Here is a 25,475-nt window from a genome sequence, read left to right as displayed (position 1 = left end):
AATTAACGGCATTGAACCAGGCGGTTCATGTGACAAAAGATAAATATAAGTAGATGAAAGGTTTGGATTTATTTACACACTTCAGTTTACCCCTGAAGGACCCGGTTCCTATTTTTTCGCTGGTATTATTTATTATTCTCCTGGCGCCGATCGTGCTGCGTAAGTTCCGTATCCCGAGTATTATCGGCCTGATATTGGCGGGTATGGCCATTGGCGATCATGGTTTCAAGATCATAGAAAAGGGCAGCATCAACCTTTTCGGGAATGCGGGGCTCTTGTATATTATGTTCCTGGCCGGCCTTGAGCTGGATATGACGGAATTCCGCAAGAACCGCCACCGCAGCCTGGTGTTTGGCGCCTTTACATTTTTTATCCCGCTTATTCTCGGGTACATACTTTGTATGTATGTGCTGCATTTTAACCTGATGGCGTCGCTGCTGATCTCCAGCATGTTCGCCACGCACACGCTGGTGGCTTACCCGCTGGCCAGCAGGCTGGGCATTACGAAGATGGAAGCGGTGACGGTGGCCGTTGGCGGCACCATTATCACGGATACAGCGGTGCTGCTCATTCTCGCGGTGATCACCGGCGCGGAAGCGGGTAATCTCAACACCGCGTTCTGGCTGAAGCTGGGCATTTCCCTCGCCATATTCGCAGTGATCGTACTGTGGCTCTTCCCGCTGATAGGCCGGTGGTTTTTCAAAAAGATCAAAGACGATAAAACGACACATTTCATATTTGTGCTGGCGCTGGTATTCCTGGCGGCTTTCCTGGCCGAACTGGCCGGGGTGGAAGGCATTATCGGCGCTTTCCTGGCGGGGCTGGCATTGAACCAGCTCATCCCGCATACCTCACCGCTCATGAGCAGGGTGGAGTTTGTGGGGAATGCCATCTTTATCCCGTTTTTCCTCATTTCCGTGGGTATGATCGTGGATCTGAAAGTGTTGCTGAAAGGCCCGGAGGCGCTCATCATTGCAGGCTCCCTTACCGCGATGGCGCTGGCGAGCAAATGGCTGGCGGCCTTTTTTACACAGCTTTCATTCGGTTACACCGCTACGCAGCGGAACGTGATATTCGGCCTCAGCAGCTCTCATGCCGCGGCAACCATTGCGGTGATACTGATAGGTTTTAAAATGGGCATCATCGATGAACACGTACTGAACGGCACGGTGGTACTGATACTGATCACCTGTATGGTAGGTTCGTTCGTGACGGAAAGCGCGGGCCGTAAACTGGCCATCCAGGAAGCAGACAAAAAACCGGAAATGTCCGGAGGGCCCGAACATTTCCTCATCCCTGTAGCGCATCCCGAGAAGATGGAGCCGCTGATAGACTTTGCGCTGATGGTAAAAGACCCCGGCAACCGCGCTCCGGTATACCCCATGGTGGTGGTGCAGGACGATGAGGAAGCCCGCGAAAAGATCTACGCCGCAAACAGGATGATGGAAAAAGTAGTGATACACGCCGCCGCATCGGAAAGTAATGTGCAGGTAGTGACCCGCGTGGACCTGAACGTAACAGACGGCATTTCCCGCGCCGTAAAAGAATTGCTCATCTCCGATGTGATCCTTGGCTGGAGCGACAAAACCAGCGCTACAGACCGCCTCATCGGTTCGTTCTTCGGCAGTACAACGGACAACGTGTTGCAGAGCGTATGGGAAACGATCTACGTCTGCCATTTCCAGCATCCGCTCAGCACCACCAAAAAACTGGTGCTCATCATGCCGCGCAACGCGGAATACGAAATGGGTTTTGCGCATTATATGCAAAAGGTGATCCTGCTGGCCAAACAGGCCGGCGCAAGAATGGTATTGTACAGCGGCAAACAGACGCAGCTGGGCGTGCAGAAATTCGTCGCCGAAACAAAATCCAGCGTGGAGCTGACATTCAAGCTGCTGGAAAACCCTGAAGACTTCCTGGTACTGGCCCGCGATATTTCGCGGGATGACCTGGTGGTGGCAGTGTCCGCCCGTAAAGGCACGCTCTCTTACCAGCCTTACCTTGACGGCGTACCGCAGCGGCTGCAACGGCATTTTAAAGACAACAACGTCATTCTCGTATATCCGGAGCAGCGCACCGCTGAGAACAGCGAACCCGGCATCCAGGAAGGCGACATCACATTGATGCCTATCCAGGAACAACTGCGGAATATCAACAAGATCACGAAAGCGGTGAAAAAGATATTCAAAGGGCAGGGGAAAGAAGAAGCGGAAGAATAATCAACAAGGTCATAAAAGCAGTTGCTTATACACACGAGCCGTGCTGTAAATGCCGTGCTGATCCTCAACATGAGTGCCTAAAGCTGGTGCAAAGCCCGTCATTGCGAGGAGCAGCAGCGCTAAAGTGGGTGGGGCGACGAAGCCATCTCCTGCATCGGATGGATGTACGCCAAGGCATGGAGATTGCTTCGTCGCGGCTCCAGCACAAATCCCCCGCTGCTCCTCGCAATGACGACCTTTTCACAACGACGCTCCTAACAAGGCCAATTCTGTGTCAGATTTTCCCGCATGACTAAAGCTCTTTCGCTAAAGTGCATAGTTTTAACTAACGGCTGGGACCAAATAAAATAAAAAAAGAGGTACCGGTGTGGTACCTCTTTTTTGTGGGAGCTGGCGGATTCGAACCGTCGACCCTCTGCTTGTAAGGCAGATGCTCTGAACCAGCTGAGCTAAGCTCCCTTTGTCGCTGTAAGAGGGTGCAAATATATAGACAAATATTTCAAAACCAATCAACCGGGCGAAAATTTTTTCAACGGGGTGTTGTTGTCCGTTTCCTCAAATGCCATTCAACGCCCGCCATCAGTACACGCCCGGGTTGTGAGGGCATGAGGTAATTGGTGAAGTTGGCGAGATTGTCCACGGAAAACCGGAGTGTAAGCCGCTTGTCGAAGAGCGATTTTTGAATGGACGCATAGAGCAGTGTGTAACCTTCCACGAACACATCATACTGATCGATATAACCGTTATTATCTACATCCAGGAAACCGTATTTGCTGCGGTAGCTTGCGCGGAAGGATGCGCCAAGGCCCCAGGGCTGATATTCGTAATAGATCTGTGCGTTGCCGGAATGGCGGCTACGGTTGGGCAGGCCGAAATAATCATTGGCACCGGCCGGACGGATGCCTTCCGGCGTACGTACGTTTGCGTAAGCGCCGGCATGGTTGCGGATGGAATCGAGCACATCGCTGCTGCGTACATCCAGCAACTGGTAACCCGCGGTGAACAGCAGGCCTTTCAGCGGGCTGTACCGGATGCTTGTTTCAAGCCCGCGGTTGAATACTTTATTGATATTGATGTAAGAGAACAATTGCTGCCCGTTGTTCATGATGCCAAACTGTTCCGTATTAATCAGGTTGCGGATGTTGTGATAAAAACCATTGACAGTTAATTCAGCTTCTTCCGTAATGTTCAGGGTGAACCCGAGATTAAAAGACGTAGACGTTTCGGGCGCCAGGTCGCGGATGTTTTGCGCGTTGCTCCATACCTGTTTTACAGTGCCCGCGTCTTTGAGCTCCTTTGCTTTTTCGTGGAAGATGTTCGCGCCGATGACGGTATAACCCTGCGTGATATTGGTGAACACCTGGTACATCTGCGCATAGGTGGGCGCTTTAAAACCATTGCCGAAGGAAGCATTCAGCTTCAGCCATTTCGCGGGGCGGTAACCGGCGCCCGCACTGAAGTTCAGTTTGCCGCCGTAGTCCGTATTGCCGTCGTAACGCAGGCCCGCCGTTAGCTGAAGGGCGGTGGCAGGCTGGTATTGTGCCTGTGCGTAAGCGAAATAGTTCATCATATCGTTGCTCAGGCCATCGCCGTTTTGCCGGTACTGCTGGAATTCCCCGCCCGCGCCGCCGATCAGCGACAACAGGTTGTAATTTTTCCCGGCCTGCAATTCAAGCCGGTGATTTTGCTGGGAGAATTTGTTTTCCTGGAGCTGGCGGCCATTTTCTTTGAGGATAACTTCCTGGTCCGTTTGATAATTGGTGAAATAATACCTGCCCAGCAAACGCCAACCATTGTTATTGCTGTGGTTCAACGTGAGGGCGGTATTGAGGTCGCGCTCATCCAGCAGGTCGTTGAATGGCTGCACCCCGTAGGAGCGGAGCATGTCACTTTTCCTGGAGGCATATCTCGCGCTGGCCTGCAGGCTGGTATTGGCGGAAAAGTTCCGGCGCGCGCGGCCCTGTAAGGTAATGCTGTGGTATGGCGGAGAAGTCTTCCCGTCCCGGAGATATTCGGTATTTACATTAAACCCGTCCGTGCGGTAATAATTGGCGGAAAGGTGTGCGAAGCCGTTCTGTTTGCGGAAAGGCGTTTCGCCGTTCAGCGAAGCGTCCAGGGTATTGTAAGTGCCGTAGCGCACAGCGGCATGGCCCTGCGCCCGGGATACCTGTTGACGGGTGATGATATTCACGACGCCGCCCAATGCGTCGCTGCCGTACAGACTGCTGGTGGCGCCTTTGATGATCTCGATCCGCTCAATGTCCGACACGCCGATGCGGGACAGGTCGAAGTTGCCGGAGAGCCTGCCTGTCATTGGCTGCCCGTCCAGCAGGATGAGGATATATTCCGAGCTGAAGCCCTGCATTTGCAGGCCGAGGCTGCGGTTGCCGGAGCCGAGGTCGCTTACCATTACCATGCCTGTCTGTTCGCGCAGCACTTCGTCCAGCCGCCTGCTGCCCATCAGCTGGATGCTTTTGCGGGAGATGACCAGCGTGGGGGCGGGGGACCGTTTGATGTCGATCAGGTCATCTTCCTTTTTTAATACGGAATGCACCACATCTACGGTAGTGAGCGTACGTTGCCGGGTGCCGGTGTCCGGCCGGGGAGATTGGGCCTTGACGGTCAGTACAGGTAAAAGGAAGAGGCAGCAGCAAATGGAAGTTCTCATGATTGCCGCAAAATTGCGCCAATACGCCGGCCAGCAGCGGAAAAATATTTACCCGGGAAGGAACAACGGCTCCCATGGCGTTGATCATGAAAGGAATTTAATTTACCATATCCGGAATTTTTACCCCCGGCGCCCGGTAATGCAGGTTGTAACCGTTAATATTGCCCTTTATTCCATACCAGTAATTGCAAACAGATACTCAACATACCGTCAGGTCCTGCAACTTTGATATCAAAGGGTCGGGAGATTTCCGGGAAAGGCGGCGCTTGCTGTCTGAAAACGGTCATTCGGGTTCCGTTTTTGAAATGCTGAGTCCTGATGGCATCAACTTCGGGTATTATAATCTCCGTTCCAGCCAGGAAGGGGAGATCGTGTTCCGTAACATGGAGCCGTTTATCCAGATGAGTTATACCATGAGCGGAAGCAAACGATATTCCGCCCAGAGCCTGCAAACCCTTGCTTCTTTTGAAAAACACCAATATAATTACCTGTTTTTCCCGAAAGAGGAAATACACCTGCACTGGCAGGGAGGGGAGCAGCTGGAGATCTTTGAGCTGGGCATCAGCCCGGAGCTGGTGATGAACTTCATGCCGCCGGAGCACCCGCTGTTTTCCATCTTCACACAAAGTATTGCGGGGAATGCGCCGATGGCGATGAGCGAAGTGAACTTTCCGCTGCAAACCACCATCAGCACCATCCTGTACGATATGCTGAACTGCCCGCTGGAAGGGCGTTATAAACAACTGTTCCTCAAGGCAAAAACGATTGAGCTGCTGGCTATACAGCTGTCGCAGTACGAAAAGATCGCCGGGATCAAAAAAGGCGCGGCGCAGCACCGCAGTTTAAAAAAAGAAGACGTAGACAGGATGCACCTCGCCCGGGACATCATTGTTCAGAATATCAACAGCCCCTGTACGCTCATTGACCTGGCGCACCAGGTGGGCACAAATGACGCATACCTGAAGAATCATTTCAAGCAGGTGTTCGGCACTACTGTTTACGGGTACCTTCAGGGGATCAAGATGGCGCATGCGAGGGAACTGCTGGCCCAGGGTAAACAGGTGAGCGAAGTGGCTTACCTGACGGGGTATAAACATACCGCGCATTTCACGCGGGCATTCAAAAAACATTTCGGGTTTTCGCCGGGGAAGATGAAGCAGTAGGGGAGATCAATAAAAACAGTAAAGCGCGTCCGCTTTACCGTTTTGGGCATAGGTTATCTATTTGGCCAGCCAGTAAATAACGGCCAGCCATACGAGCCCCTTGACGAGGAAAAAGATAAATCCCCAGAAGCCAAGCCTCTTGAGCCACTTGATAATCCTGGGTTTGAGCGTTTCTTTCATTATTCGCTGATTACCTGGTAAATTTTGAAGTCGCTGCTCATGGGAGCGGGGCGTCCTTCCGCTTTGGCTTTGGCCAGCTCTTCGAAGCCGCGCCGGTGGCCCGCGGTGAATGCTTCCGATTTCATCCAGTCCTTAAAAGCCTGTTCTGTTTCCCAATAACTTACGATCAGGTATGCTTCCCCGTCTTTTTCAGGGCGGAGAACGTGCATATTGACAAATCCGGGCATCGTATCAATGGCATGCGCACGCGTGGCGAACAGCTGTTCAAACCGCTCTCTGAAATCCGCGTTGCATTGAATGTAGTTAATGGCCACAAAGTGCTTGTTCATAGTATTGTAATTTTATTGTAAAACAAAAGTACAATTGTCATGCCTTGGTCAGGAGCCTATTCCGGAAATTCACTTACCCAAAACGGAATTATCGTTTAATTCCCGCAGGGGTTGCTCTTTTTCCGGAAGTGGTCATCGGCTGTCTGCAACTTTGCAGCATCAAACCAAGCCGATATGAAACCGAGCGTAATAGAATTTACAGCCCATGAGGAACAGCGAGGTTCCATCCAACCATTGAAAAGACAAATCGAACGGATAAAACCGGGCGTAAAAGAATACAAAGCCTTTGGGAACGAACAGCGAGGTTCCATAAAGTTTCCTGGCATATTATGGGTACTGCTTATCTTCTTCACCGCCTGCAGCAAAGACAAAGACGCTGCTCCCACTACCGACACGTTCAGCACAACGGTAAAAGACCTGGAAGGCGATACCGGCGCTTCCATGGGCGATGGTGTGGACGGACGGGAGAAACGCCCTTTCCATTCCCTTTTATATCAATTCTCCACCGGCCGTACCCGTTTCATCAAAACAAAAGACGACTCCCTGCAATACCTGAAAAACACCGACTGGGATATCGCTTTTACCCGTGAATACAATTCCTATGTGGTGATCAACAACGGGACCATTGCTGGAACGCCCGGTTTTGGCGGCCCCGGCACAGGCAGGATGATCATCATGGAGAAACCTTATGACCAGGTGAACGAAGCCCCTGCTGACGAATCCTTTACCACGAACGGCGTGCCGGGCGTGGGATGGGATAACGGGAACGGCTATGGCTGGTACTTTTATTCGCTCAACAACCACATCTGCGTACCGGTAAAAAACCGCACGTTTATCCTTAAAACAGCCACCGGGAAATTCGCCAAGCTGGCGCTGCTCAATATCTACAAAGGTAATCCCCCCGTAGTGACGGATCTTTTCTGGCCCGCGCCTTACCTGTCATTTAAGTTTTTTGTACAGGAAGACGGCAGCCGTAATCTCAAAACCAACTAACAAACAGATCTCATGTACCGAAAACTATTATGGTGCCTGTTGCTTACCGCGGCGGCCGCCTGCTCCAAAGACGATGCGCCTGCCAAACCGGAAGAGCCGGGCGGCGATGGCAACACTGTTAAAACCGGCGTTTACCGCGTGGTGAACCTTGCGGCGGATACCACCGCTACTTCCGGCGGCAATGCCGTGTCTTTGTACTACAGCCTCGAAGAAAATAAAGTGATCCCCGAATCGCAGCGCCAGACGGGCAACTGGGACATTGTATTCTACGGCATTTATAACAGCAGCGTGTACCCGAACAATGGCGCGGCGCTTGGCTCACCCGGTTACGGCGGCCCTGGCAGAGCGGTGATCAGCGTGGTGGTGAACCGGAAATTTGATGCGCAGTATTATGATACCCTGCAATACAAACCCCTGCAACTGCCCATCGACCGGAACCTTTTTGCCACTGCATTTGAATCCGTGAAGACCGTGGAGGAAGATAAGTTCCCCTTCATTACACGTGATATTGGCTTGGACCATTTCCAGAGCGGGTTCGACGGTTGGGGGCATTATGACTTTTACGGGCTGCTGTTCCCCGGCGATCCGAAGAAGAGCCATGTGGTATACACCATGCCGCGCGTGATGGTCATCAAAACACACAAAGGGCATTACGCCAAGCTGATGATGGAGAACATCTACAAGGATAACCCGGCCAACCCCACGCGGGACAACAAGCCCGGCTTTATCACCTTCCGTTATGCCATCCAGATGGACGGCAGCAAAAACCTGGACATTCAATAACACATACCAGTATCATGCAATTATATCTACGACAATTTGCAGCGGCGCTTTTTATCCTCGCTTTTGCCGCCTGTACCAAAACCGAGACGATAGATCCGGCGCCTGAAGCGCAGAACCGCATTATCACTTACAGTATCGTGAATGTGCAGGGAGATCCCATCAGCGGGGCGGTGAATGACCGCGACAGTTCCATTACCATTTACATTCCTTTCTACCGCCAGCTGGTGGTGCTGGAACCCGAGATCACCGTGCCGGAAGGCGCCACGGTTACACCTGTGTCGGGCACGCTGATAGAAGACCTGCTGGACGTGTTCCGCAACGGGCGCGATATCAAATATACCGTTACCGCGAAAGACGGATCGAAGCGCACTTACACACTGCGTATCGTAGTGCAGCAACCCGATTTGGTGCTGGATGAGCTGAGTACCGCAACGGATATCGCGGAATTTACGATAGACACACGGCTGGCCTATGATGCGATCCATATCAAGCTTACCGGATCAGGATTTATGGAGGAGAACGAGCTGATGAAGATGGTGCTGGTGGATGAAACAGGCAGGGAACTTTCCCCCATCGGTTTATCCACCACCAATGTGGGCAACATTCACCTGATCATCGGGTCGATCACTAAGTTTACAGATCCGCAGGAGCCTGTGCTGCAGGAGCTAAAAACAGGACTGTATAAAATTAAGGTGTATAGCTACGGAAAAAATGCCACCACTAAATTCCCTGTCAAGATCAACAAACTTTAACATGAACCAGCTATATAAAAAACTCATCCAGGCGGTTGCATGCCTGTTCCTTTTATGGGCCGCAGCATCCTGCAATAAAGAAACGGAATACGGGCCTTCTCCCTATAACCGCGTGGAATCCTTCAGCGTGGCGGCCGGCACGGAAACGATCCTTGCATCCATCGTGGGAGACAGCATTGTGGTCTACTGGCCTTCGCATATTCCGCAGCCGGAAAAGATCAACCCGCAGATCATCGTGACGGAAAACGCTTCGGTAACACCCACTTCAGGCACCGCCGTAAACTTCAGGACCGGTACCGCTTTCACGGTGAAAGCGCAGAGCGGCGCCGAGAAAAAATTTTACCTCAAAGTGATAATGAACCAGCCGCCGATCCAGGTGGCGGAGCAATCTTACTCCGCGGTGAAAGGCGGCTCCCTCGTGGTGGACAACGGCACCGTAATGCGTTATTTTGAAAGAGATGCCGCTAAAACGAAGTTTTTTATCATAGACGATCAGAATACGACAACCGAATTGCCATTAGAATTTTTCATCTCAGGTAACGGTGAATCCAGTATGCGCATTTCCGTGCCAGATGTGGCCGCAGTGAAGGTTGGTGCATACAAACTGCGTATCACCAGTGGTATACATACCTATACATCGGCGAATAAAATATTCGGCGTATTGTATGGAGCCAGGCCGGTGGCGGATGAAGTGTCCACGCCGGTAACGGTGAAGCAGGGCGGCACTATCACCTTCCAGGGCAGCGGTTTTATTGATATGCAGGAAGCGCGGGTATTTGGTTATAATGCCGACTGGTCCGAGAAAGAAGTGGCTTCGCTGCCGGTGGAAAGTTTTACGGCCACCACTGTCACTTACCGCATTCCCGCCACTTTCCCCGCAGGCGTTTACGAGCTGGGCGGATGGGATACAAACGGTATCTTCATCGCCTTGCGCACTTCCGATTACATGGGATTCTGGCGCTGGGACAAGGTGCAGAAAAATTATGTCAATATAGACGGGAGCACATCGTTCACCGTTACTCCATAAAGATTTTATCGCAACAGCCCCCTGATCGAGTATCTGTATTTATTTATTCTTAACAACCCTTTTTGATTATGACTACCATTAGTAAAACCCTTTCCCGTTTAACCTGGATCATGGCGGGAGCCCTGATCCTTGTTTCCTGTTCCAAGAACAATGACATTGTTACACCCGGCACAGATGAAAAAGTATCCGCAGATCTGCCAGGAGTATCGGTTATTATCCCCGATGGCAGCACAGTGGGCATTACCGGTCCCAACGTAACTTCCGGCACTATCAACCGCAGTGGCGCATTATACACTGTGGCCAATTTCAGGCAGGCTTACACCTCCGGCCCGGGCCAGCCGCCGGATGGTAATTTTTACTGGCGTTTTACGGTGAACGAAGCCGGAACACCTGCTAATTTCCAGATAAAATTTACCGGCATTGCTACGGGAGATATCACTTCCAATGATTCCATCCGCTTTATCGATAAAAGCTTTGCATCAGTGGTGGCGGCAGATTGGGCTACTGCCAACAATCCGGGTGCCAGCCCCGCAGGCTCTAATGTAATCGGAATGAACAGCGTGGTTGGTACGGGCGTACCTCCCGCCGTAATAGCCTACGCGAATGGCGCGGGCTGGTATACTTACCTCTGGAGCGCAGGCCACACCGTGATTCCGGTTGCGGGCAGAACGCTGCTTTGGAAAAGCGGCGCGAACCTGTTCAAATTCGAGATCACTTCCATTTATCAGAATGGTGTGACAGGCGGAGCTTTCCCATATTATAATTTTAAGTACCAGCAATTATAATCCCGCTATAGGGAGTTGTTGCATCTGGCAGTACCCGCATGCGGGTACTGCCTTTTCCGGTTAGAGCGATTCGGAATTGTTGCCCAGGCTTTCTTCCAGCGCCACCGCATCAGCATCGAACAGGGTAGGATGGAAGATCTCCAGCAGGAAAAACATGGACATATAAGTGAGCGCCAGCCTGAGGCCAAGCAATTCAAAACCGCCATCGCTGCCTACAGAGCAAAACAACAGGAAAATATTGATGCATAAAATGGCGAATATGGCTTTGCGGTAATTGAACATCAGCAGGAATGCCAGCAGCCTGCCCACGCCGAGCAGCACGATCAACGCCATGATCATTTCCTCTGTGTTGCTGCCTGTGCCCTTATAATATGAAAATTGCCGGTAGGTCATAAAAGAAAAATACAGCGCCGTGAGTATTCCCAGTACGACGATCCATGAGCGCAGTTGGGAGGGCTCGCGCTGGATGTAGAACATCGCATTGTCCACGGGGCTTTTATGTTCATTCTGCCGCGAAGTGTAAGCGGTGAGCGGAATGATGTTCAGCAGGGGTATAAAATGCAGGAAATATAATAAACCATTGCGTGAGCCGGTAGTCATCATGCGGGCCACGATCACGTTGCGCATAAAATAACCGCAGAGAAGCACCAGCAGCGTTTGCACTATCCATTCCATGAGATGGGGAAAAAGGGCGGCGGCGGTCAGCCGGGGATAATAGGAATATTCGGGCATATGCCAAAAGTAGGACAAGGCGATCCCGAGATGTTGCGGTGCGGAAGTGGACGCATTTAGTATCAGTATACCGGTGATCACATACAGCAGGAAATATTCTTTCGCGCCCAGGAGTTGAACTTTGGAGTGAAAGATTGCTTTGAAGTGATCGCGGTTGAAATAATTTTCGCTGAGATACAGTGCGATGAAATAGGCGAAAACATAAATAACATTATACAGAATTGAGAGGATTGTATATCCATGTGGGGAATAGGAAATAACGCCGAGGTTAGAAATGCCGCCATACAGTCCGAACAAACCTCCTGAGAAACCGTAATAGGTTACCAGGGTCACAATCGTGCCGGTGATGATAAATCTTGTATTGCCCGCAAGGTAACAGCGTACGAAGAGGGTGGCCAGCATATTGATCAGGGAAAACATGTGAATGTGAATGTACGGCCTGTATTCGCCGGTCGCGGGAATGTCGAACAGGTAATATGCACCCAGTGTGAGGAGGAATATACCGGCGGACGTTCCCGCAAGGATGCCTGCCTTTTTCCAGTCGCGGGCGTACAGGAATTCCCAGGACAGGAGGAACAGGAGCGTGAGCGTGTAAATGCCGTTGTAAACCAGTACGTTGGTGATCCCTGCATATCGCCCGATGAGGGTTTGGATTACCAGGGGGATAAGGCAGATCCAGGCGGATTTTAAAACCCGGGTTTGGGATTCGGTAAAGTAGGTGGCCATAGGGATATGATTTCGGACGAAAGATACGGTATTATTATAAAAAGTGATAACATGTAGATGGGTGTAATGAGCTGACTTATTCTAACAGAATGATTAGAGTGATGATATTTTGTCTTTTAGCCCGGGAAAGGCTTCGTAATAGCGGTGAAGTAGCTGGGAGCAGCCATGGTAGCTATAGGAGAGGTGTAGGGAAGGCGGAGTTGAGGTGGAGATGAGGCGGACTTGATCCGGAGTTGAGCCGGTTAATATGCTACCAGTAGGCCGTGTTTAGAAGCCGCAAGGTTAATCAGAAACATGCCTGGCGAAAAGTGCAGGCAAACAAAAAGGCCGTTCCGGCAATGATGCTGAAACGGCCTTTGTTATTCGTGGGAGCTGGCGGATTCGAACCGTCGACCCTCTGCTTGTAAGGCAGATGCTCTGAACCAGCTGAGCTAAGCTCCCATTATGTTTGAACGCTTTTCGTTCGATGGGATTGCAAAGGTAAAAACTATTTTTATTCTGCCAAATATTTTTTCGAAAAACTTTGAAAAACGTGTGGATCAGTCGCCTGAAACCTTTTGCTATCGCAGGTTCCAGTCCACGATGTTATTCCTCCATTCTTCCCTTACCGGTGTGGTCACTTTGATATAATTATCCGTATAACCTTCCATGATTCCGTCTTTACTATGTCTTTCAAACAACACTTTGCGTGTTTGCCCCAGGTGCTGTTCGGTGAAATATTGCAGCTTCTTATGGCTCAGGTTGCGCAGCGCCTTGTTCCTTTCATGCCGTACCTGTACCGGCACCACCGGCTTGATGCCGAGGGCATGAGTATTGTCCCTTTCGGAATAGGTGAACACGTGCAGGTAAGACACATCCAGGTCGTGAAGGAAATCATAGGTTTCCCGGAAATGCGCGTCGCTTTCCGCGGGGAAACCCACAATCACGTCCACACCAATGGAGCAATGCGGCATAAATTGTTTGATGAGCCCTACTTTTTCCGCATACAATTCCCTGCGGTAGCGGCGGCGCATCAGCGCCAGTATGTCGTTGCTGCCGCTCTGGAGCGGGATGTGGAAGTGCGGCATAAACTTCCGGCTGCCGGCCACAAATTCGATGATCTCGTTGCTGAGCAGGTTCGGCTCTATGCTTGAAATGCGGTAACGTTCAATGCCTTCCACCTGGTCCAACTGCTGGATGAGTTCAAAAAAGCTCTCTTCGCGTTTTTTGCCGCCTTCAAAACCTTTCCCGAAATCCCCCAGGTTCACCCCGGTGAGCACGATCTCCTTTACCCCGCCGGAAGCCAGTTCATGGGCGCTGGCCACCACGTTCGCCACGCTGTCGCTGCGGGAAATGCCACGGGCCATGGGGATGGTGCAGAAGGAACAGTTGTAGTCGCAACCGTCCTGTACTTTCAGGAAGGTACGGGTACGGTCGTTCACAGACCAGGAGCTGTGGAAAGTATTCACATCTTCGATATCGCAGGAGCAGATCTTTGCGCTGTCGCCTTTGGCGAGTTCGCGGATATGATCCGCGATATTGAACTTTTCGGCGGCGCCCAGCACCAGGTCCACCCCAGGTATTTCGGCAATTTCTTTCGGTTTCAGCTGGGCATAACAGCCGGTGATCACCACCAGGCTTTCGGGGGCGCGGCGCTGGATGCGGCGCACGAGCTGCCGGCACTCCTTGTCCGCATTGTCCGTCACGGAGCAGGTATTGATCACGTACACATCCGCCGTTTCGTCAAAATCCTTTTTAACGAACCCGTCCTTTTCGAGCATCCTGCTGATGGTGGATGTCTCGGAAAAGTTCAGCTTACAGCCGAGTGTATGAAATGCTACTGATTTTGCCGCTGTCATAAGGATGGCAAAGGTACGATATTCGGTCGATTTCCGCCATAGGTATGATATTTGTTCGTTATGTATTCCGGATTGTTGTGGTACAGGTCATAATTCTGTATCTTTCCGGTTTTTATGCGCGTGTTATCGAAATGTTTCCAGGCTCTGTACAGCCTATATGCCCTGATCGTGTGGCTGGGTATCATGTTCCTGATACTTCCGCCTATCGTCCTGGTGTCTTTCTTCGGGAAAGTGAAGGGAGGGAATATCGTTTTTTATTTCCTCCGTTTCTGGGCGCATGTATGGTTTCCCGCCGTCGGTATCCGGGTGACCAAAAAATGGTTGACCCCGCACGTCAAACAGCCGCTCATTTACCTCGCCAATCACGCATCTTACCTGGACGCCGCCCTGGCCGTAAAGGTCATGCCGCTGCCCTTCAGGCCGCTGGGTAAAAGCGAGCTGAGCCGTATCCCCCTGTTCGGCCTGATCTACAGCCGTTCCGTGGTACCGGTGGACCGCAGTACCGCCAAAGGCCGGGCCCAGAGCATGCGCGATATGCTGCATATGATCCGCCAGGGCGTGTCCCTGCTGATCTTCCCGGAAGGCACCACGAATGAAACGGAACAGCCCCTGCTGCCTTTTCATAGCGGCGCTTTCAGGATCGCCATCGAAACACAGACCGATATCAGGCCGGTGATCTATGTGGACAACCACGAGCGCCTTGCCAAAATAAAGTTCATGTCCCTCAACCCAGGCCCCTGCCGCGTGGTATTTCTCCCCGTAGTGCCGGTAAAAGGCCTTACCATGGAAGACGTGCCACACCTTAAAAAACAGGTACGCCACATGATGGAGGAAGAATTAAGAAAATATCATAACTATCCTGCCTTACAGGCAATATGAAATATGCTGACGTAATATTACCCCTTGCACTTCCCAGGAATTACACTTACGCCGTACCGCCGGAAATGGAAGCCACCATACAGCCTGGCAGCCGCGTGGCCGTACAGTTAGGTAAACAGAAGAAGTATGCGGGGATCGTAAAATCCATTCATGAGCAGGCGCCCTCGGCTTACAAGACCAAGCCCATCATGGACCTGCTTGATAAAGAGCCCGTGGTGTACCCCACCCAGCTGGCCTTCTGGGAATGGATCGCGCAGTATTATATGTGCAACGAAGGGGATGTGCTCAACGCCGCCCTTCCCGCTCACCTCAAACTTTCCAGCGAAACCATCCTGCTGTACAACGACGCTTTCGGCGACGATTTCAGCTCCCTCGACGATTACGAATACCTGCTCGCGGAAGCCCTGCTGCTGCGCAAAGAACTGCGTATAGGGGAAGTTCAGCTTATCCTTGACCGCTCAGACGTGTACAGCGTGATCAAACAGCTGATCGAAAAAAAGGTATGCCTCGTGTACGAGGAACTGAAAGAAGTTTACAAAGAGAAAAAAGAAAACTACATACTGCTCAACCCCGCATACGAAGGGGATGAAGCCCTGGCCCCGCTGTTTGACGAGCTGTCCCGCGCACCCAAACAAATGGAGCTGCTGCTGGCCTATCTTCACCTGCTGAAAACGCAGGGAGAGGTATTGCAGACCGAGCTGCTGAAGAAGTCCGGCGCATCCGCCGCGCAGCTGAAAGGACTGGTGGAAAAACAGATCTTACGGGTCGATAAAAGAACGGTGGACCGCATCCCGATGGGGAAAGTGGAAACCAATATGAATTTCGATCTGAGCCCGGCGCAGGAAAAAGCGCTGGCTGAAGTGAAGGCCAGTATTGCGCAAAAACAGGTCACGCTACTGCATGGCGTTACCTCCAGCGGTAAAACGCAGATATATGTGAAGCTGATGGAAGAAGCCCTGCAAAGCGGTAAACAGGTGCTGTACCTGCTTCCTGAAATAGCCCTTACGGCGCAGATCATCCGCCGCCTGCAAAAACATTTCGGCGGGCAGATCGGCATTTACCATTCCCGCTTTTCCAACAACGAAAGAGTGGAGATATGGAACAAGGTAAAAAACGGCGAGATCCGCATCGTGCTGGGCGCCCGCAGCAGCCTGCTGCTGCCTTTCCGCGATCTCGGCCTCATCATCCTCGATGAAGAACATGACGCATCCTTCAAACAACAGGAGCCCGCGCCCCGCTACCACGCCCGCGATGCCGCCATCTATTACGCCAGCCTCTTTGGCGCAAAAGTATTGATGGGCTCCGCTACGCCCGCGCTGGAAAGTTATTACAACGCGAAGCAGGGAAAATACGGGCTGGTGGAATTGCAGGAGCGCTTTGGCGGTATCGCCATGCCGGAGATAGAGATCGTGGACCTGAAAAAAGAACTGGCGCTGAAAGAAGTGATACACAATTTTACGTCTGTGCTGCGCCAGCAGATACAACGTTCCCTGGATATGAAGAAACAGGTGATCCTGTTCCAGAACCGCCGCGGTTACGCGCCTTTCCTGCTTTGTACCACCTGCGGCTGGATCCCGAATTGTAAACAATGCGACGTTTCGCTTACGTATCATAAACACCAGGACAAACTGAGCTGCCACTACTGCGGCACCCGTTATCCTTACATCTACACCTGCGCCGCCTGTGGCAGCCAGACGCTGCTGCCGAAAAATTTCGGTACGGAAAAGATCGAAGAGGACTTGCAGGAAATGTTCCCCACCGCCCGCATTGCGCGGATGGACATGGACGCCATCCGCAACAAAGACAGTCATAACAAAATGATCCAGCTGCTGGAGCAGCAGGAGATAGACATCCTGGTGGGTACGCAGATGGTGGTGAAAGGGCTGGATTTTGCGAACGTAAATCTTGTGGGCATCATTAGTGCGGACAGCCTGCTGAGCTACCCGGATTTCAGGGTGAACGAGCGGGCCTTCCAGCTGATGGAGCAGGTGAGCGGCCGTTCAGGCCGGAGGGACGGGCAGGGGAAAGTAGTGATACAGGCCAGCAATACCCGTCATCCTATCCTTCATTTCGTAACAGAGCACAACTACAAGGCGATGTACGAAAATGAGATTACGGAACGCGAACAGTTTGGGTACCCGCCGTTTTTCAGACTGGTAAAAGTGACCCTCAAACATAAAAAACAACAGACGGTAGAGCAGGCCGCCATGATCCTGGCGAACTGGCTGCGGCCGCACCTTGGCGCACAGCTGGTAGGCCCGGCGGCGCCTTTGGTGGGAAAGGTCCGGGATTTTTATTTACAGGAAATGCTCATCAAACTTCCGCGTGATTCCAAAAGGATCACACAGGTGAAGAACCTTATGAAAGAATTGTTCTCCCAGCTGCTGATCGAAAAGCAGTTCCGCTCGGTGATCATTGTACCGGATGTGGATTGTGTGCAGTAGAAGTTATACGTTGAAATAAACGGTATGCACGCCACCCTCTTTTTCTTTTGACTTATTCAGCATTGTTTCCGCTACGGTAGCCGCTTTTACCGGCCGGTACTTTTTCATGCCGCCTTGGAGCAGAAAACTAAAGACGGGCATCAGCCACTGTCCCGCCTGCTCGCCAAAACGTACTTCTTTCCTGTCCCCGAGCAGGAGCGAAGGGCGGTAAATATAGAGAGAAGGGAATCCCATTTCGGCCAGCGCCGCTTCTGTAGCGCCTTTTGTACGCAGGTAAAAGTTGCGCGCACCTTGTTTGGCGCCTATCGCGGATACGAGATGATATTGTGCGACGCCGTTCTTCCGGGCTATATGGCCGCATTGAACGGGGATGTCGTGGTCTACCGCGGTGAAGGCGGCCTGGCTGCCTGCTTTTTTGATGGTGGTGCCAATGCAGCAGAAAAGTGCATCCCCCTGCAAAGCGGCTTCCAGTTCAACGCTGTTTTCAAGGGATGTAATGGTCTGTTTCAGCTTGGGATGCTGAAGGGGCAGGGGTTTGCGGGTAATGGTCCTCACCTCGCTGTAATGGCCGTCATCCAGGAGCTGCTGTACCAGCAGCTGTCCTATCAATCCTGTTGCTCCGATAACAATTGCTGTTCCTGGCATTTTATTGTTAGTTATATTTGTTCCGTTATTAAAGATAGGATATTTGAATACTTCATTATGAGGGTACAAGAAAATGTTTCACTCCGCCAGTACAACACATTCAACCTGGATGCCACGGCCCGTTATTTTGCTGCGTTCCATTCCCGCGAAGCGCTGGAAGAGATACTGGCAGACCCGCAGTATAAACATACCCGAAAACTGATACTTGGCGGCGGCAGCAATATCCTGCTGACGAAGGATTTTGACGGATTGGTACTGAAGAACGAGATCAAGGGCATCCATACGGTGAGTGAAGACGAGGATCATGTGTATGTGAAGGCAGGGGCGGGGGAAAACTGGCACCAGTTTGTGATGCATTGTATTGAAAAAGGCTACGCGGGCCTGGAAAATCTTTCCCTTATTCCCGGCAACGTGGGCGCCAGCCCGATGCAGAATATCGGGGCGTATGGCGTGGAGATCAAAGATGTGTTTGAGGAGCTGGAAGCCTTGCACTTACAGGATCATACACTCGTTTCATTTAATAAAGAAGCCTGCGCTTTCGGATACCGCGAGAGTGTATTCAAACACCAGTACAAAGACCAGTTCGTAATCTTGCAGGTCATATACCGGCTGAATAAAAAACCGGTGTTCAATACCAGTTATGGCGCCATCGAACAAGAGCTGGAGCGCCTGGGCAAAAAACCTTCCATCCGCAGCATCAGCGAAGCGGTGATCAATATCCGTTCTTCCAAACTCCCCAACCCGGCGGAGATCGGTAATGCGGGAAGTTTTTTCAAAAACCCAGAGGTGACAAAAGAAAAGTATGAAGAGCTGAAACTGGCCTTTCCGGCCGTCGTGGCTTATCCTTTACCCGGTGACCGGTATAAGCTGGCGGCAGGCTGGCTGATTGAACAAAGCGGCTGGAAAGGTTACCGCAACGGAGATGCGGGCGTACATGCGCGGCAGGCCCTGGTACTGGTGAACTACGGTCATGCCAAAGGCGAGGATATCGTAGAGCTGTCCTGGCAGGTGGTGGAAAGCGTCAAAGAAAAATTCGGTGTGGTACTGGAGCGCGAAGTGAATATCATTTAACAATATGGCCGATGATCCGGTCTGCATGTTCCCTTGAGTTTTCAATGAACCAGATGTGTGTGTTCATGCCACCGCATACTACCCCGGCCAGGTAGACGCCGGGCAGATTGGTTTCCATGGTTTCCGGGTTGTAGGCCGGGCTTCGCACCGCATCTTCAGATAAAGTGATGCCTGTTCTTTCCAGGAAACTGAAATCCGGCTGGTAGCCCGTTGCGGCAATCACAAAATCATTCGGGATGGTTACGACGCCTTCGGGTGTGAGGATGTCCGCTTCCGTTTCATGGATGTTCGTGAGCACGGAATGAAAATATGCTTTGATGCTGCATTCTTTTACCCTGTTCTCTATATCAGGTTTTACCCAATATTTCACCCGTTTCCCGATCTCCCCTTCACGAATTACCATGGTCACATCCGCGCCTTTACGGTAAGTTTCCAGCGCGGCATCCACGGCGGAGTTGTTTGCACCGATGACGATTACTTTCTGCGTGGCGTAAAAATGCGGGTCTTTGTAGTAGTGAGTCACTTTGGGGAGGTTTTCCCCGGGGATGTTCAGCAGGTTCGGGATATCATAAAAACCAGTGGCGATGATGATGTTTTTGGCTGAATAGCTGTTTTTATTGGTCACCACCGTATACCCTTCCCCGTTAGCTTTGATGCTTTCGGCCTTTTCAAAGAGGTGTATTTTTACTTCTTTTGAAAGGGCCACCCGGCGGTAATATTCAAGCGCCTCGGGCCTGGTGGGTTTCGCGTTGTTGGAAACGAAAGGAATGCCGCCTATTTCCAGCCTTTCGCTGGTGGAAAAGAAGGTCATATTGAGCGGGTAGCGGTAGAGTGAATTTACCAGGCATCCTTTTTCGAGGATCAGGTAATCCAGTCCTTGTCTTTGCGCTGCCAGCGCGCATGCCAGCCCTATCGGGCCTCCACCGATGATGATTAACGGTACCTGCTTTGCCATGCCGCTAATTTACACGAATTTTTCTAACCGGTCCAGGAGGCTGAACAGTACCATGCGGGTAGCTTCAGCATAATGTATCCCCTGCCGTAATTCTTCTTCGTCCTGCACCCATTCAGCTTTCACCAGTTCTTTCCCGCAGGCCGCTATCATGCCTTCCAGCGCCGCGGGCGTCATTTCCAAATGGAACTGGAGGCCATACACCCGGTCACCATAGCGGTAAGCCTGGTTTTTGCAGGCGGCGGACTGCGCAAGATGCACTGCGCCCTCCGGCAGATTGAATGTATCTCCATGCCAGTGGCAGGCTACGAGGTCTTCGCCGGACAATTCCCCGTCAAACTGCACCGGGAACCAGCCGATCTCCTTGTGTTTGTTCGGGTAGACCTTTGCGCCCAGCACATCCGCGAGCAGCTGGGAGCCGAGGCAAACGCCCAGTACGGGTTTCCCCGCATCGATGGACTGGCGGATGAATGTTTTTTCGTCCCGCAGCCAGGGGTAATCGGCTTCGTCGTAAATACCCATGGGGCCGCCCATGATGATGAGCATGTCAAAGTCCTGCTGCTGCGGGAGCGTGGGTGTTTCGTACCAGCGTGTGGCCGTCAGCGTGTGGGAATGTTGCTTCGCCCAGTCCGCGATGGCGGCGAGGCCTTCGAACGGGACGTGTTGCAGATAATGTATACGCATGTCAGTTGTTTAAGGGTAAATATTCCGCCCATTGTAAAGGCTCCGGCAGGGCCATGCTGGAAAATTCCAGGTGCAGCACGCGCCGGTTGCGGTGGTTGGTCGTTCTGCCGGAAGCATGCATCAGCAAAGGTTTCATCACCATGATACTGCCGGCGGGCACTGCGCAGATCGTTTCTTCGTCCCGGTTGATGGTGTCCGCGCGGTGCACCTGCTTCAGGTGCGAGCCGGGGATCACCTTCAGCGCACCGTTGTTTTCATCCGTATCGTCCAGGTGAATGCGGAAGGTGATCATGTTTTCCAGTATCTCCACGGGCGGTTGTACGGCAAACTGCTCCTGCTTCACGGTCCATGGGCCGAAGTGGGGAACGGCATGTTTCCGGTCCACGGATATGGTCAGGTCCTGGTGCCAGGCTACGAACCAGTTGGATGCGCCGGGTTTGTCGAAATAAATAGATTTGACCAGAAAATGTTCTTTCCCGCCAAGCGTCTTCACCCAGTCCAGCAAGGCAGGTGTAAGCACAAGTTGTTGCAGGGCGGGTATCTCCGCCATCACGCGTCGGATGGCAAACAAGTCCGCCGTTTGACGGAAAGCGGCGCCCTGGCGATTTGCCAGCCGGATGATGTCGACCATCTGTTGTACGGCTTCGATGGAGAAAACTTCGAGTAGTACTGTATACCCTTTGCCGGCAAGGTCTTCGATTGCTTTCATGTTACAAAACCAGGTGATAAAATTTTTTGTCTACCAGCGAAGTGAAACGTTCATTGGGCAGGTTCTCCCTTTCCACTTCCACAAAACCGTTCTTCTCGTAAAAACGATGGGCGGTGGTCATGACCTCCGTGGTGCCAAGGTAAATGTCTTTGAAACCTTTTTCTTTCGCCCAGCTGATCAATGTGTCCAGCAAACGTTTACCTATACGATGTTCCGGGCCGCGGTAGTTTTTGTCTACAAACATTTTCCGCAAGCCGGCCTGTTCGTTGCCGATGTCCATCAGCGCAATGGTGCCTACTACTTTATCGCCGTCCAGCGCGATCCAGAAATTGCCTTTGCCGTCCGCCTGGTAAACGTCTGGTATCTTCAGCAGGTCCGGCTGGTGTTCGATGGTGACGGGCAGGCTGAACTCCAGCTGCTGGATAGGAAGGATTAAAGCAATCACATCGTCTGTGAATGCAAGGTTAAATGGTTGTATCTGTATCATGGCTCCTTTATACTTTTCCTGGAAGCGCTTGCGGGAAGCGGATTTCCATTTCTGTTTCTATTTCCTTCGGAAGATGTTTGCCGGTTTTGGCATCCAGCTCCCGGATAATTTCAAATTTTCCGATGATGGTATCGCCTTTTCTTTTCCCGTCTTTCAGCCGCTCCATGGCATCCTCGTAGGCATTGCCCGCCTGTTTGAGGTTATGCCCGATGCGCTGCATTTCTTCGAGGAAAAGAATGAATTTATCGTACAACATGCCGCATTGCCTGAATATCTCTTCCACGTTCCGCACCCTGTTTTCATTCTGCCACAGCAGCCGCACGATCTTGAAAGTGGCAACCAGCGTAGACGGTGTGATCAGCACGATCTTTTTTTTCATCGCCCGGTTGAAGATGTCCGGGTTTTCGTTCAGGGCCAGCGTGAGGGCGGATTCGAAGTGCATGAACATAAACACGAAGTCCGGTGTATTGAGTGTGCCAAGGCGCTGATAGTTGCGTGCCGACAGTTCGTCGATGTGATCGGTGATGTTGCGCACCAGTTGCCGGAGATGCGCCTTTTTTTCTTCGGGATCGCTGGCATTGAAATAGGCCACGTAGGCGTTGAGGGAGACTTTGCTGTCTATCACCAGGTGTTTGCCATCCGGCAGGCGGAGTATAAAATCCGGACGGCGGTTGCGTTCCTCTTCTGTATCGCGGTGTACTTCTTCGCTGGTGTAGTCGATGTATTTCTGTAAACCTTCCGCTTCGAGGATCAGCTTCAAACGGTCTTCTCCCCAGTTGCCCTGCACTTTCACGTCGGATTTCAATGCGCCGGCCAGCCGCTGCGCGTCTTCGCTCAGCTGGAAGTTCAGTTTCTGCAGGGATTCTATTTCTTTTTTGAGGGAAGTAAGGTCCTGTATATCTTCTTTCCGCGTGTCTTCGATCGTTTTGCGGAACTGCCCGATATCGGTTTTGAGCGGCGAAAGAATATGCTCCATGGCGGTGCGGTTCGTATCCGCAAAGTCCCTGCTTTTCTGCTGCAGGATATCACTGGCCAGGTTCATGAATTCCTGCCGGTTGGATTCATGTATCTTTTTTAATTCCAGCCCGATGCCGGAAAGTTGCTCCATTTCTTTCCTGAGACTGGCCAGCTGCACATCCCGCGTGCGGACTTCCGCTTCTTTGTCTTTGATGTCCTGTTCCCGCTGGTTGAGGGTGAACAGTGCGTTGTCGTACATCTCGCGGGCCACAAATCCTTCGTCTACCTGCTGCCTGCTGAGCCTTGCGGACAGCTCATGCCTGGGTACAAAAAATTTACGGAGGAAAAGATAACTGCCCAGGCCGCCTGCTAACAGCCCGATGATCAGTCCGGATAGGAGGGTTACGCTCATATCTTTCAAAATTAAGCAATTACATAAAACGGCCGTCATTCCGGTTTTGCACAGGTGTGCATAACCGGCGGCAGGGTTTAACTCCCTCATAACCACGCTGCTGGCCCTGTTTCAAATGATATTTTACCCAAAACCGGCCCGGCTTTAACCTTCAGATAATATGAATATTTGTTATTTGTTCTAAAATTATATTATAATTGCATTTAATATTGCTGTGAAGAAAGGCCGATAGCGCAAAGAAACCCGAGACCGAATATATCTGTATCCTATACCTATTGTTAACTAAAACCTGTGCATTTGTTCCTATATCTACGAACCCTAACTAACATCTATGCCCGGAATTGTTTGCTGACAGCAGGATTTTTCCTGTTAACCGGTACTGTGCAGGCACAGCGGCTGGATGCCATCGGCAACTCGCAGCCCGTGAAGGTGACAGGCGGTGTCGGGCTGGACCAGGTGCTGTACTTCGCTTCAGGCCAGGAAGGCCGCCGGGACCCCTACAACTTTTTTCTCAACGGTAATATCAACTTTGACATATACGGCTGGTCCGTACCGTTCTCCTTTTCTTATTCAAACCAGGGAAGAGTGTCTTTCAGCCAGCCGTTCAACCAGTACGGCCTTACGCCTACCTATAAATGGATCACGGGCCACCTTGGTTATTCCAGCATGAATTTCTCCGGTTACACGCTCGGCGGACATATGTTCAACGGCGTGGGCGTGGACCTTGCACCGCCCGGCAATTTTAAAGTGAGCGCGATGTATGGCCGCCTGCAGAGAGGCGTAGCGGCGGATACGCTGAACCGCTCCATAGAACCGGCCTACAAGCGGATGGGTTATGGTGTGAAAGTATCCTATGGAGCAAAAAAAGATAACCTGGACCTGATCATATTCCGCGCAAAGGACGAAGCCAATTCCATCCCTCCTTTATCGGAAGGGTACACGCTTACGCCGCAGGACAACCTGGCGCTGGGCCTCAATTTCAGCAAACAACTTTTCGGCCGCCTGCTGGTGACCGGCGAAATAGCTACGAGCACGCTCACCCGCGATACCCGCGCAGTGAAAGACAGCGGTACTTCTGTGAAAGTGCCCACGCTTGGCCTGCTGCAAAAGAACAGTACTACCGCTTTGTATCATGCATACAAAACGGGCATTTCCTACAGCGGCCGCGGATACGCGATAGGCCTGGGTTACGAATGGGTAGCGCCGGAATACAAAACACTCGGCGCATATTATTTCACGAACGATTTTGAGAACATCACGGCGAACGTCCAGTTCCAGGCCCTTCAGCAAAAACTCACCGCAAACGTGAACGGCGGTGTGCAACGGAACAACCTGCACAACGACAAACTGAGCACCATGCGGCGCTGGGTAGGCGCATTGAACCTGAATTATGTGGCTTCAAAGAAACTCAATCTATCATTCAGTTATTCCAACTTCCAGGCGTATGTAAATATCCGCTCAGACTTCGACTACATCAACCAGGTGACGCCTTACGAAAACCTGGACACGCTCAACTACACGCAGATATCCCAGAACGCCAGCCTGAGCGCCAATTACAATATTTCAAGAACAAAGGACAAATCGCAGGTGCTGTCTACGAACGTGAGCATGATGAAAAGCGCGGACATGCAAGGTGGTGTAAAACAGAATACGGGCGTAACGTTTTACAACCTGAATATGATGTACAGCGTGCAGTTGGTGCCCAGGAATATGTCCGTCAATTTTGGCCTGAACGCGAACCGTAACAACTCCGCAAACCTGAGCAGCACGACTTTCGGGCCGACGCTGGGCGCGAACAAATCCTTCCTGGACAAAAAACTCCGCAGCTCGGGCAGCGTGTCGTGGAACGGGAGTTTTGCCAACGGGCAGAACGTGAACAAAGTGCTTACCGCGCGCGTCACCAATGCCTATACCGTCAAAAAATCGCACAGCTTCAATCTGAGCATAGCCATGATCAACCGGCAGGCCGTTACCCGCGGCAACAGCCGGAATATGAACGAGCTCACATCCACGCTGGGATACAATTATAATTTCTAAACC

22 protein-coding genes and 2 tRNA genes are annotated in these 25,475 nt (G+C 51.7%); 11 read left to right on the top strand and 13 right to left on the bottom strand.

Translation table 11 applies throughout. The annotated features are described in order from the left end of the window. The first annotated feature begins 53 nt into the window (after positions 1-53). A complete protein-coding gene (locus EG028_RS04695; protein WP_120515364.1) occupies positions 54-2,219 on the top strand; it encodes a cation:proton antiporter in 2,166 nt (721 codons plus the stop codon). Between the two features lie 384 nt (positions 2,220-2,603). On the opposite strand, the gene EG028_RS04690 is transcribed toward EG028_RS04695, so the two are convergent. Then, positions 2,604-2,678, bottom strand: a tRNA-Val gene (locus tag EG028_RS04690). Between the two features lie 70 nt (positions 2,679-2,748). Further along, positions 2,749-4,887, bottom strand: a complete 2,139-nt coding sequence (locus tag EG028_RS04685) for a TonB-dependent receptor plug domain-containing protein (RefSeq protein WP_120515365.1) — start codon at positions 4,885-4,887, stop codon at positions 2,749-2,751. 305 nt (positions 4,888-5,192) lie between these two features. Here EG028_RS04685 and EG028_RS04680 point away from each other — a divergent pair, with 305 nt between their 5' ends. After that, entirely contained in the window at positions 5,193-6,050 is an 858-nt protein-coding gene (locus EG028_RS04680) for a helix-turn-helix transcriptional regulator (RefSeq protein ID WP_120515367.1), read from the top strand. A gap of 57 nt (positions 6,051-6,107) precedes the next feature. On the opposite strand, the gene EG028_RS04675 is transcribed toward EG028_RS04680, so the two are convergent. Together EG028_RS04675 and EG028_RS04670 are read right to left on the bottom strand one after the other, a co-directional pair. Then, complete coding sequence (locus EG028_RS04675) at positions 6,108-6,230, bottom strand: alanyl-tRNA synthetase (protein WP_120515368.1); 123 nt, start codon at positions 6,228-6,230, stop codon at positions 6,108-6,110. Beyond that, positions 6,230-6,559, bottom strand: coding sequence for an antibiotic biosynthesis monooxygenase family protein (locus EG028_RS04670; protein ID WP_120515369.1), 330 nt, complete (start codon positions 6,557-6,559; stop codon positions 6,230-6,232). The genes EG028_RS04675 and EG028_RS04670 overlap by 1 nt, the downstream gene beginning before the upstream one ends. A gap of 174 nt (positions 6,560-6,733) precedes the next feature. Here EG028_RS04670 and EG028_RS04665 point away from each other — a divergent pair, with 174 nt between their 5' ends. From EG028_RS04665 to EG028_RS04645, 5 genes are all read left to right on the top strand, one after another. Next, complete coding sequence (locus EG028_RS04665) at positions 6,734-7,552, top strand: HmuY family protein (RefSeq protein WP_120515370.1); 819 nt, start codon at positions 6,734-6,736, stop codon at positions 7,550-7,552. A gap of 12 nt (positions 7,553-7,564) precedes the next feature. Then, positions 7,565-8,335: an HmuY family protein gene (locus EG028_RS04660; protein ID WP_120515371.1), complete on the top strand. Its 771-nt coding sequence runs from the start codon at positions 7,565-7,567 to the stop codon at positions 8,333-8,335. Between the two features lie 14 nt (positions 8,336-8,349). Continuing rightward, a complete protein-coding gene (locus EG028_RS04655) occupies positions 8,350-9,087 on the top strand; it encodes a hypothetical protein (protein ID WP_120515372.1) in 738 nt (245 codons plus the stop codon). Position 9,088: 1 nt separating this feature from the next. Next, positions 9,089-10,114: a hypothetical protein gene (locus tag EG028_RS04650; protein WP_120515373.1), complete on the top strand. Its 1,026-nt coding sequence runs from the start codon at positions 9,089-9,091 to the stop codon at positions 10,112-10,114. Between the two features lie 68 nt (positions 10,115-10,182). Continuing rightward, complete coding sequence (locus EG028_RS04645; RefSeq protein WP_120515374.1) at positions 10,183-10,899, top strand: hypothetical protein; 717 nt, start codon at positions 10,183-10,185, stop codon at positions 10,897-10,899. Positions 10,900-10,959: 60 nt separating this feature from the next. Here the strand turns inward: EG028_RS04645 and EG028_RS04640 are convergent, their stop codons facing one another. From EG028_RS04640 to mtaB, 3 genes are all read right to left on the bottom strand, one after another. Then, positions 10,960-12,357, bottom strand: a complete 1,398-nt coding sequence (locus EG028_RS04640) for a hypothetical protein (RefSeq protein WP_120515375.1) — start codon at positions 12,355-12,357, stop codon at positions 10,960-10,962. Positions 12,358-12,723: 366 nt separating this feature from the next. Continuing rightward, positions 12,724-12,798, bottom strand: a tRNA-Val gene (locus tag EG028_RS04635). A 119-nt stretch (positions 12,799-12,917) separates the two neighbouring features. Further along, positions 12,918-14,195, bottom strand: coding sequence for a tRNA (N(6)-L-threonylcarbamoyladenosine(37)-C(2))-methylthiotransferase MtaB (gene mtaB / locus EG028_RS04630; RefSeq protein ID WP_120515376.1), 1,278 nt, complete (start codon positions 14,193-14,195; stop codon positions 12,918-12,920). A gap of 114 nt (positions 14,196-14,309) precedes the next feature. Between mtaB and EG028_RS04625 the strand changes: the two genes are divergently transcribed. Together EG028_RS04625 and priA are read left to right on the top strand one after the other, a co-directional pair. Beyond that, on the top strand, positions 14,310-15,074 hold the full coding sequence (locus EG028_RS04625; RefSeq protein WP_120515377.1) for a lysophospholipid acyltransferase family protein: 765 nt from the start codon (positions 14,310-14,312) through the stop codon (positions 15,072-15,074). Next, positions 15,071-17,518, top strand: coding sequence for a replication restart helicase PriA (gene priA, locus EG028_RS04620; RefSeq protein ID WP_120515378.1), 2,448 nt, complete (start codon positions 15,071-15,073; stop codon positions 17,516-17,518). The genes EG028_RS04625 and priA overlap by 4 nt, the downstream gene beginning before the upstream one ends. A 3-nt stretch (positions 17,519-17,521) precedes the next feature. Here priA and EG028_RS04615 read toward each other — a convergent pair whose 3' ends face one another. Next, positions 17,522-18,163, bottom strand: coding sequence for an NAD(P)H-binding protein (locus EG028_RS04615; protein WP_123864556.1), 642 nt, complete (start codon positions 18,161-18,163; stop codon positions 17,522-17,524). 57 nt (positions 18,164-18,220) lie between these two features. Between EG028_RS04615 and murB the strand changes: the two genes are divergently transcribed. Next, a complete protein-coding gene (murB, locus tag EG028_RS04610; protein WP_120515380.1) occupies positions 18,221-19,234 on the top strand; it encodes a UDP-N-acetylmuramate dehydrogenase in 1,014 nt (337 codons plus the stop codon). On the opposite strand, the gene EG028_RS04605 is transcribed toward murB, so the two are convergent. Genes EG028_RS04605 through EG028_RS04585 form a run of 5 tightly spaced genes read right to left on the bottom strand, consistent with a single transcriptional unit; the run spans position 19,227 to position 23,435 of the window. After that, positions 19,227-20,189: a YpdA family putative bacillithiol disulfide reductase gene (locus EG028_RS04605; protein WP_120515381.1), complete on the bottom strand. Its 963-nt coding sequence runs from the start codon at positions 20,187-20,189 to the stop codon at positions 19,227-19,229. The genes murB and EG028_RS04605 overlap by 8 nt on opposite strands. Positions 20,190-20,198: 9 nt before the next feature. Continuing rightward, on the bottom strand, positions 20,199-20,870 hold the full coding sequence (locus EG028_RS04600; RefSeq protein WP_120515382.1) for a type 1 glutamine amidotransferase: 672 nt from the start codon (positions 20,868-20,870) through the stop codon (positions 20,199-20,201). A 1-nt stretch (position 20,871) separates the two neighbouring features. Continuing rightward, a complete protein-coding gene (locus EG028_RS04595; protein ID WP_120515383.1) occupies positions 20,872-21,579 on the bottom strand; it encodes a phytanoyl-CoA dioxygenase family protein in 708 nt (235 codons plus the stop codon). A gap of 1 nt (position 21,580) precedes the next feature. Continuing rightward, positions 21,581-22,066, bottom strand: coding sequence for a GNAT family N-acetyltransferase (locus EG028_RS04590; RefSeq protein WP_120515384.1), 486 nt, complete (start codon positions 22,064-22,066; stop codon positions 21,581-21,583). 7 nt (positions 22,067-22,073) lie between these two features. Then, entirely contained in the window at positions 22,074-23,435 is a 1,362-nt protein-coding gene (locus EG028_RS04585; protein WP_241559064.1) for a DNA recombination protein RmuC, read from the bottom strand. 345 nt (positions 23,436-23,780) lie between these two features. Between EG028_RS04585 and EG028_RS04580 the strand changes: the two genes are divergently transcribed. After that, positions 23,781-25,472 carry a porin family protein gene (locus EG028_RS04580; RefSeq protein ID WP_120515386.1) on the top strand — a complete coding sequence of 564 codons (1,692 nt, stop codon included), beginning with the start codon at positions 23,781-23,783 and terminating at the stop codon, positions 25,470-25,472. The last annotated feature ends 3 nt before the right edge of the window (positions 25,473-25,475 follow it).

It is taken from the genome of Chitinophaga barathri (genome assembly GCF_003807585.1).
Taxonomy (GTDB): domain Bacteria; phylum Bacteroidota; class Bacteroidia; order Chitinophagales; family Chitinophagaceae; genus Chitinophaga; species Chitinophaga barathri.
Note: the sequence above shows the minus strand (reverse complement) of the source record. Positions and strands in the feature narration are given on the sequence as shown.

Excerpts from the sequence above, each read along its gene's own strand:
- EG028_RS04695 (WP_120515364.1), top strand. The coding sequence starts at position 54 with ATGAAAGGTTTGGATTTATTTACACACTTCAGTTTACCCCTGAAGGAC.
- EG028_RS04685 (WP_120515365.1), bottom strand. The coding sequence starts at position 4,887 with ATGAGAACTTCCATTTGCTGCTGCCTCTTCCTTTTACCTGTACTGACC.
- EG028_RS04680 (WP_120515367.1), top strand. The coding sequence starts at position 5,193 with ATGCTGAGTCCTGATGGCATCAACTTCGGGTATTATAATCTCCGTTCC.
- EG028_RS04675 (WP_120515368.1), bottom strand. The coding sequence starts at position 6,230 with ATGAAAGAAACGCTCAAACCCAGGATTATCAAGTGGCTCAAGAGGCTT.
- EG028_RS04670 (WP_120515369.1), bottom strand. The coding sequence starts at position 6,559 with ATGAACAAGCACTTTGTGGCCATTAACTACATTCAATGCAACGCGGAT.
- EG028_RS04665 (WP_120515370.1), top strand. The coding sequence starts at position 6,734 with ATGAAACCGAGCGTAATAGAATTTACAGCCCATGAGGAACAGCGAGGT.
- EG028_RS04660 (WP_120515371.1), top strand. The coding sequence starts at position 7,565 with ATGTACCGAAAACTATTATGGTGCCTGTTGCTTACCGCGGCGGCCGCC.
- EG028_RS04655 (WP_120515372.1), top strand. The coding sequence starts at position 8,350 with ATGCAATTATATCTACGACAATTTGCAGCGGCGCTTTTTATCCTCGCT.
- EG028_RS04650 (WP_120515373.1), top strand. The coding sequence starts at position 9,089 with ATGAACCAGCTATATAAAAAACTCATCCAGGCGGTTGCATGCCTGTTC.
- EG028_RS04645 (WP_120515374.1), top strand. The coding sequence starts at position 10,183 with ATGACTACCATTAGTAAAACCCTTTCCCGTTTAACCTGGATCATGGCG.
- EG028_RS04640 (WP_120515375.1), bottom strand. The coding sequence starts at position 12,357 with ATGGCCACCTACTTTACCGAATCCCAAACCCGGGTTTTAAAATCCGCC.
- mtaB (WP_120515376.1), bottom strand. The coding sequence starts at position 14,195 with ATGACAGCGGCAAAATCAGTAGCATTTCATACACTCGGCTGTAAGCTG.
- EG028_RS04625 (WP_120515377.1), top strand. The coding sequence starts at position 14,310 with ATGCGCGTGTTATCGAAATGTTTCCAGGCTCTGTACAGCCTATATGCC.
- priA (WP_120515378.1), top strand. The coding sequence starts at position 15,071 with ATGAAATATGCTGACGTAATATTACCCCTTGCACTTCCCAGGAATTAC.
- EG028_RS04615 (WP_123864556.1), bottom strand. The coding sequence starts at position 18,163 with ATGCCAGGAACAGCAATTGTTATCGGAGCAACAGGATTGATAGGACAG.
- murB (WP_120515380.1), top strand. The coding sequence starts at position 18,221 with ATGAGGGTACAAGAAAATGTTTCACTCCGCCAGTACAACACATTCAAC.
- EG028_RS04605 (WP_120515381.1), bottom strand. The coding sequence starts at position 20,189 with ATGGCAAAGCAGGTACCGTTAATCATCATCGGTGGAGGCCCGATAGGG.
- EG028_RS04600 (WP_120515382.1), bottom strand. The coding sequence starts at position 20,870 with ATGCGTATACATTATCTGCAACACGTCCCGTTCGAAGGCCTCGCCGCC.
- EG028_RS04595 (WP_120515383.1), bottom strand. The coding sequence starts at position 21,579 with ATGAAAGCAATCGAAGACCTTGCCGGCAAAGGGTATACAGTACTACTC.
- EG028_RS04590 (WP_120515384.1), bottom strand. The coding sequence starts at position 22,066 with ATGATACAGATACAACCATTTAACCTTGCATTCACAGACGATGTGATT.
- EG028_RS04585 (WP_241559064.1), bottom strand. The coding sequence starts at position 23,435 with ATGAGCGTAACCCTCCTATCCGGACTGATCATCGGGCTGTTAGCAGGC.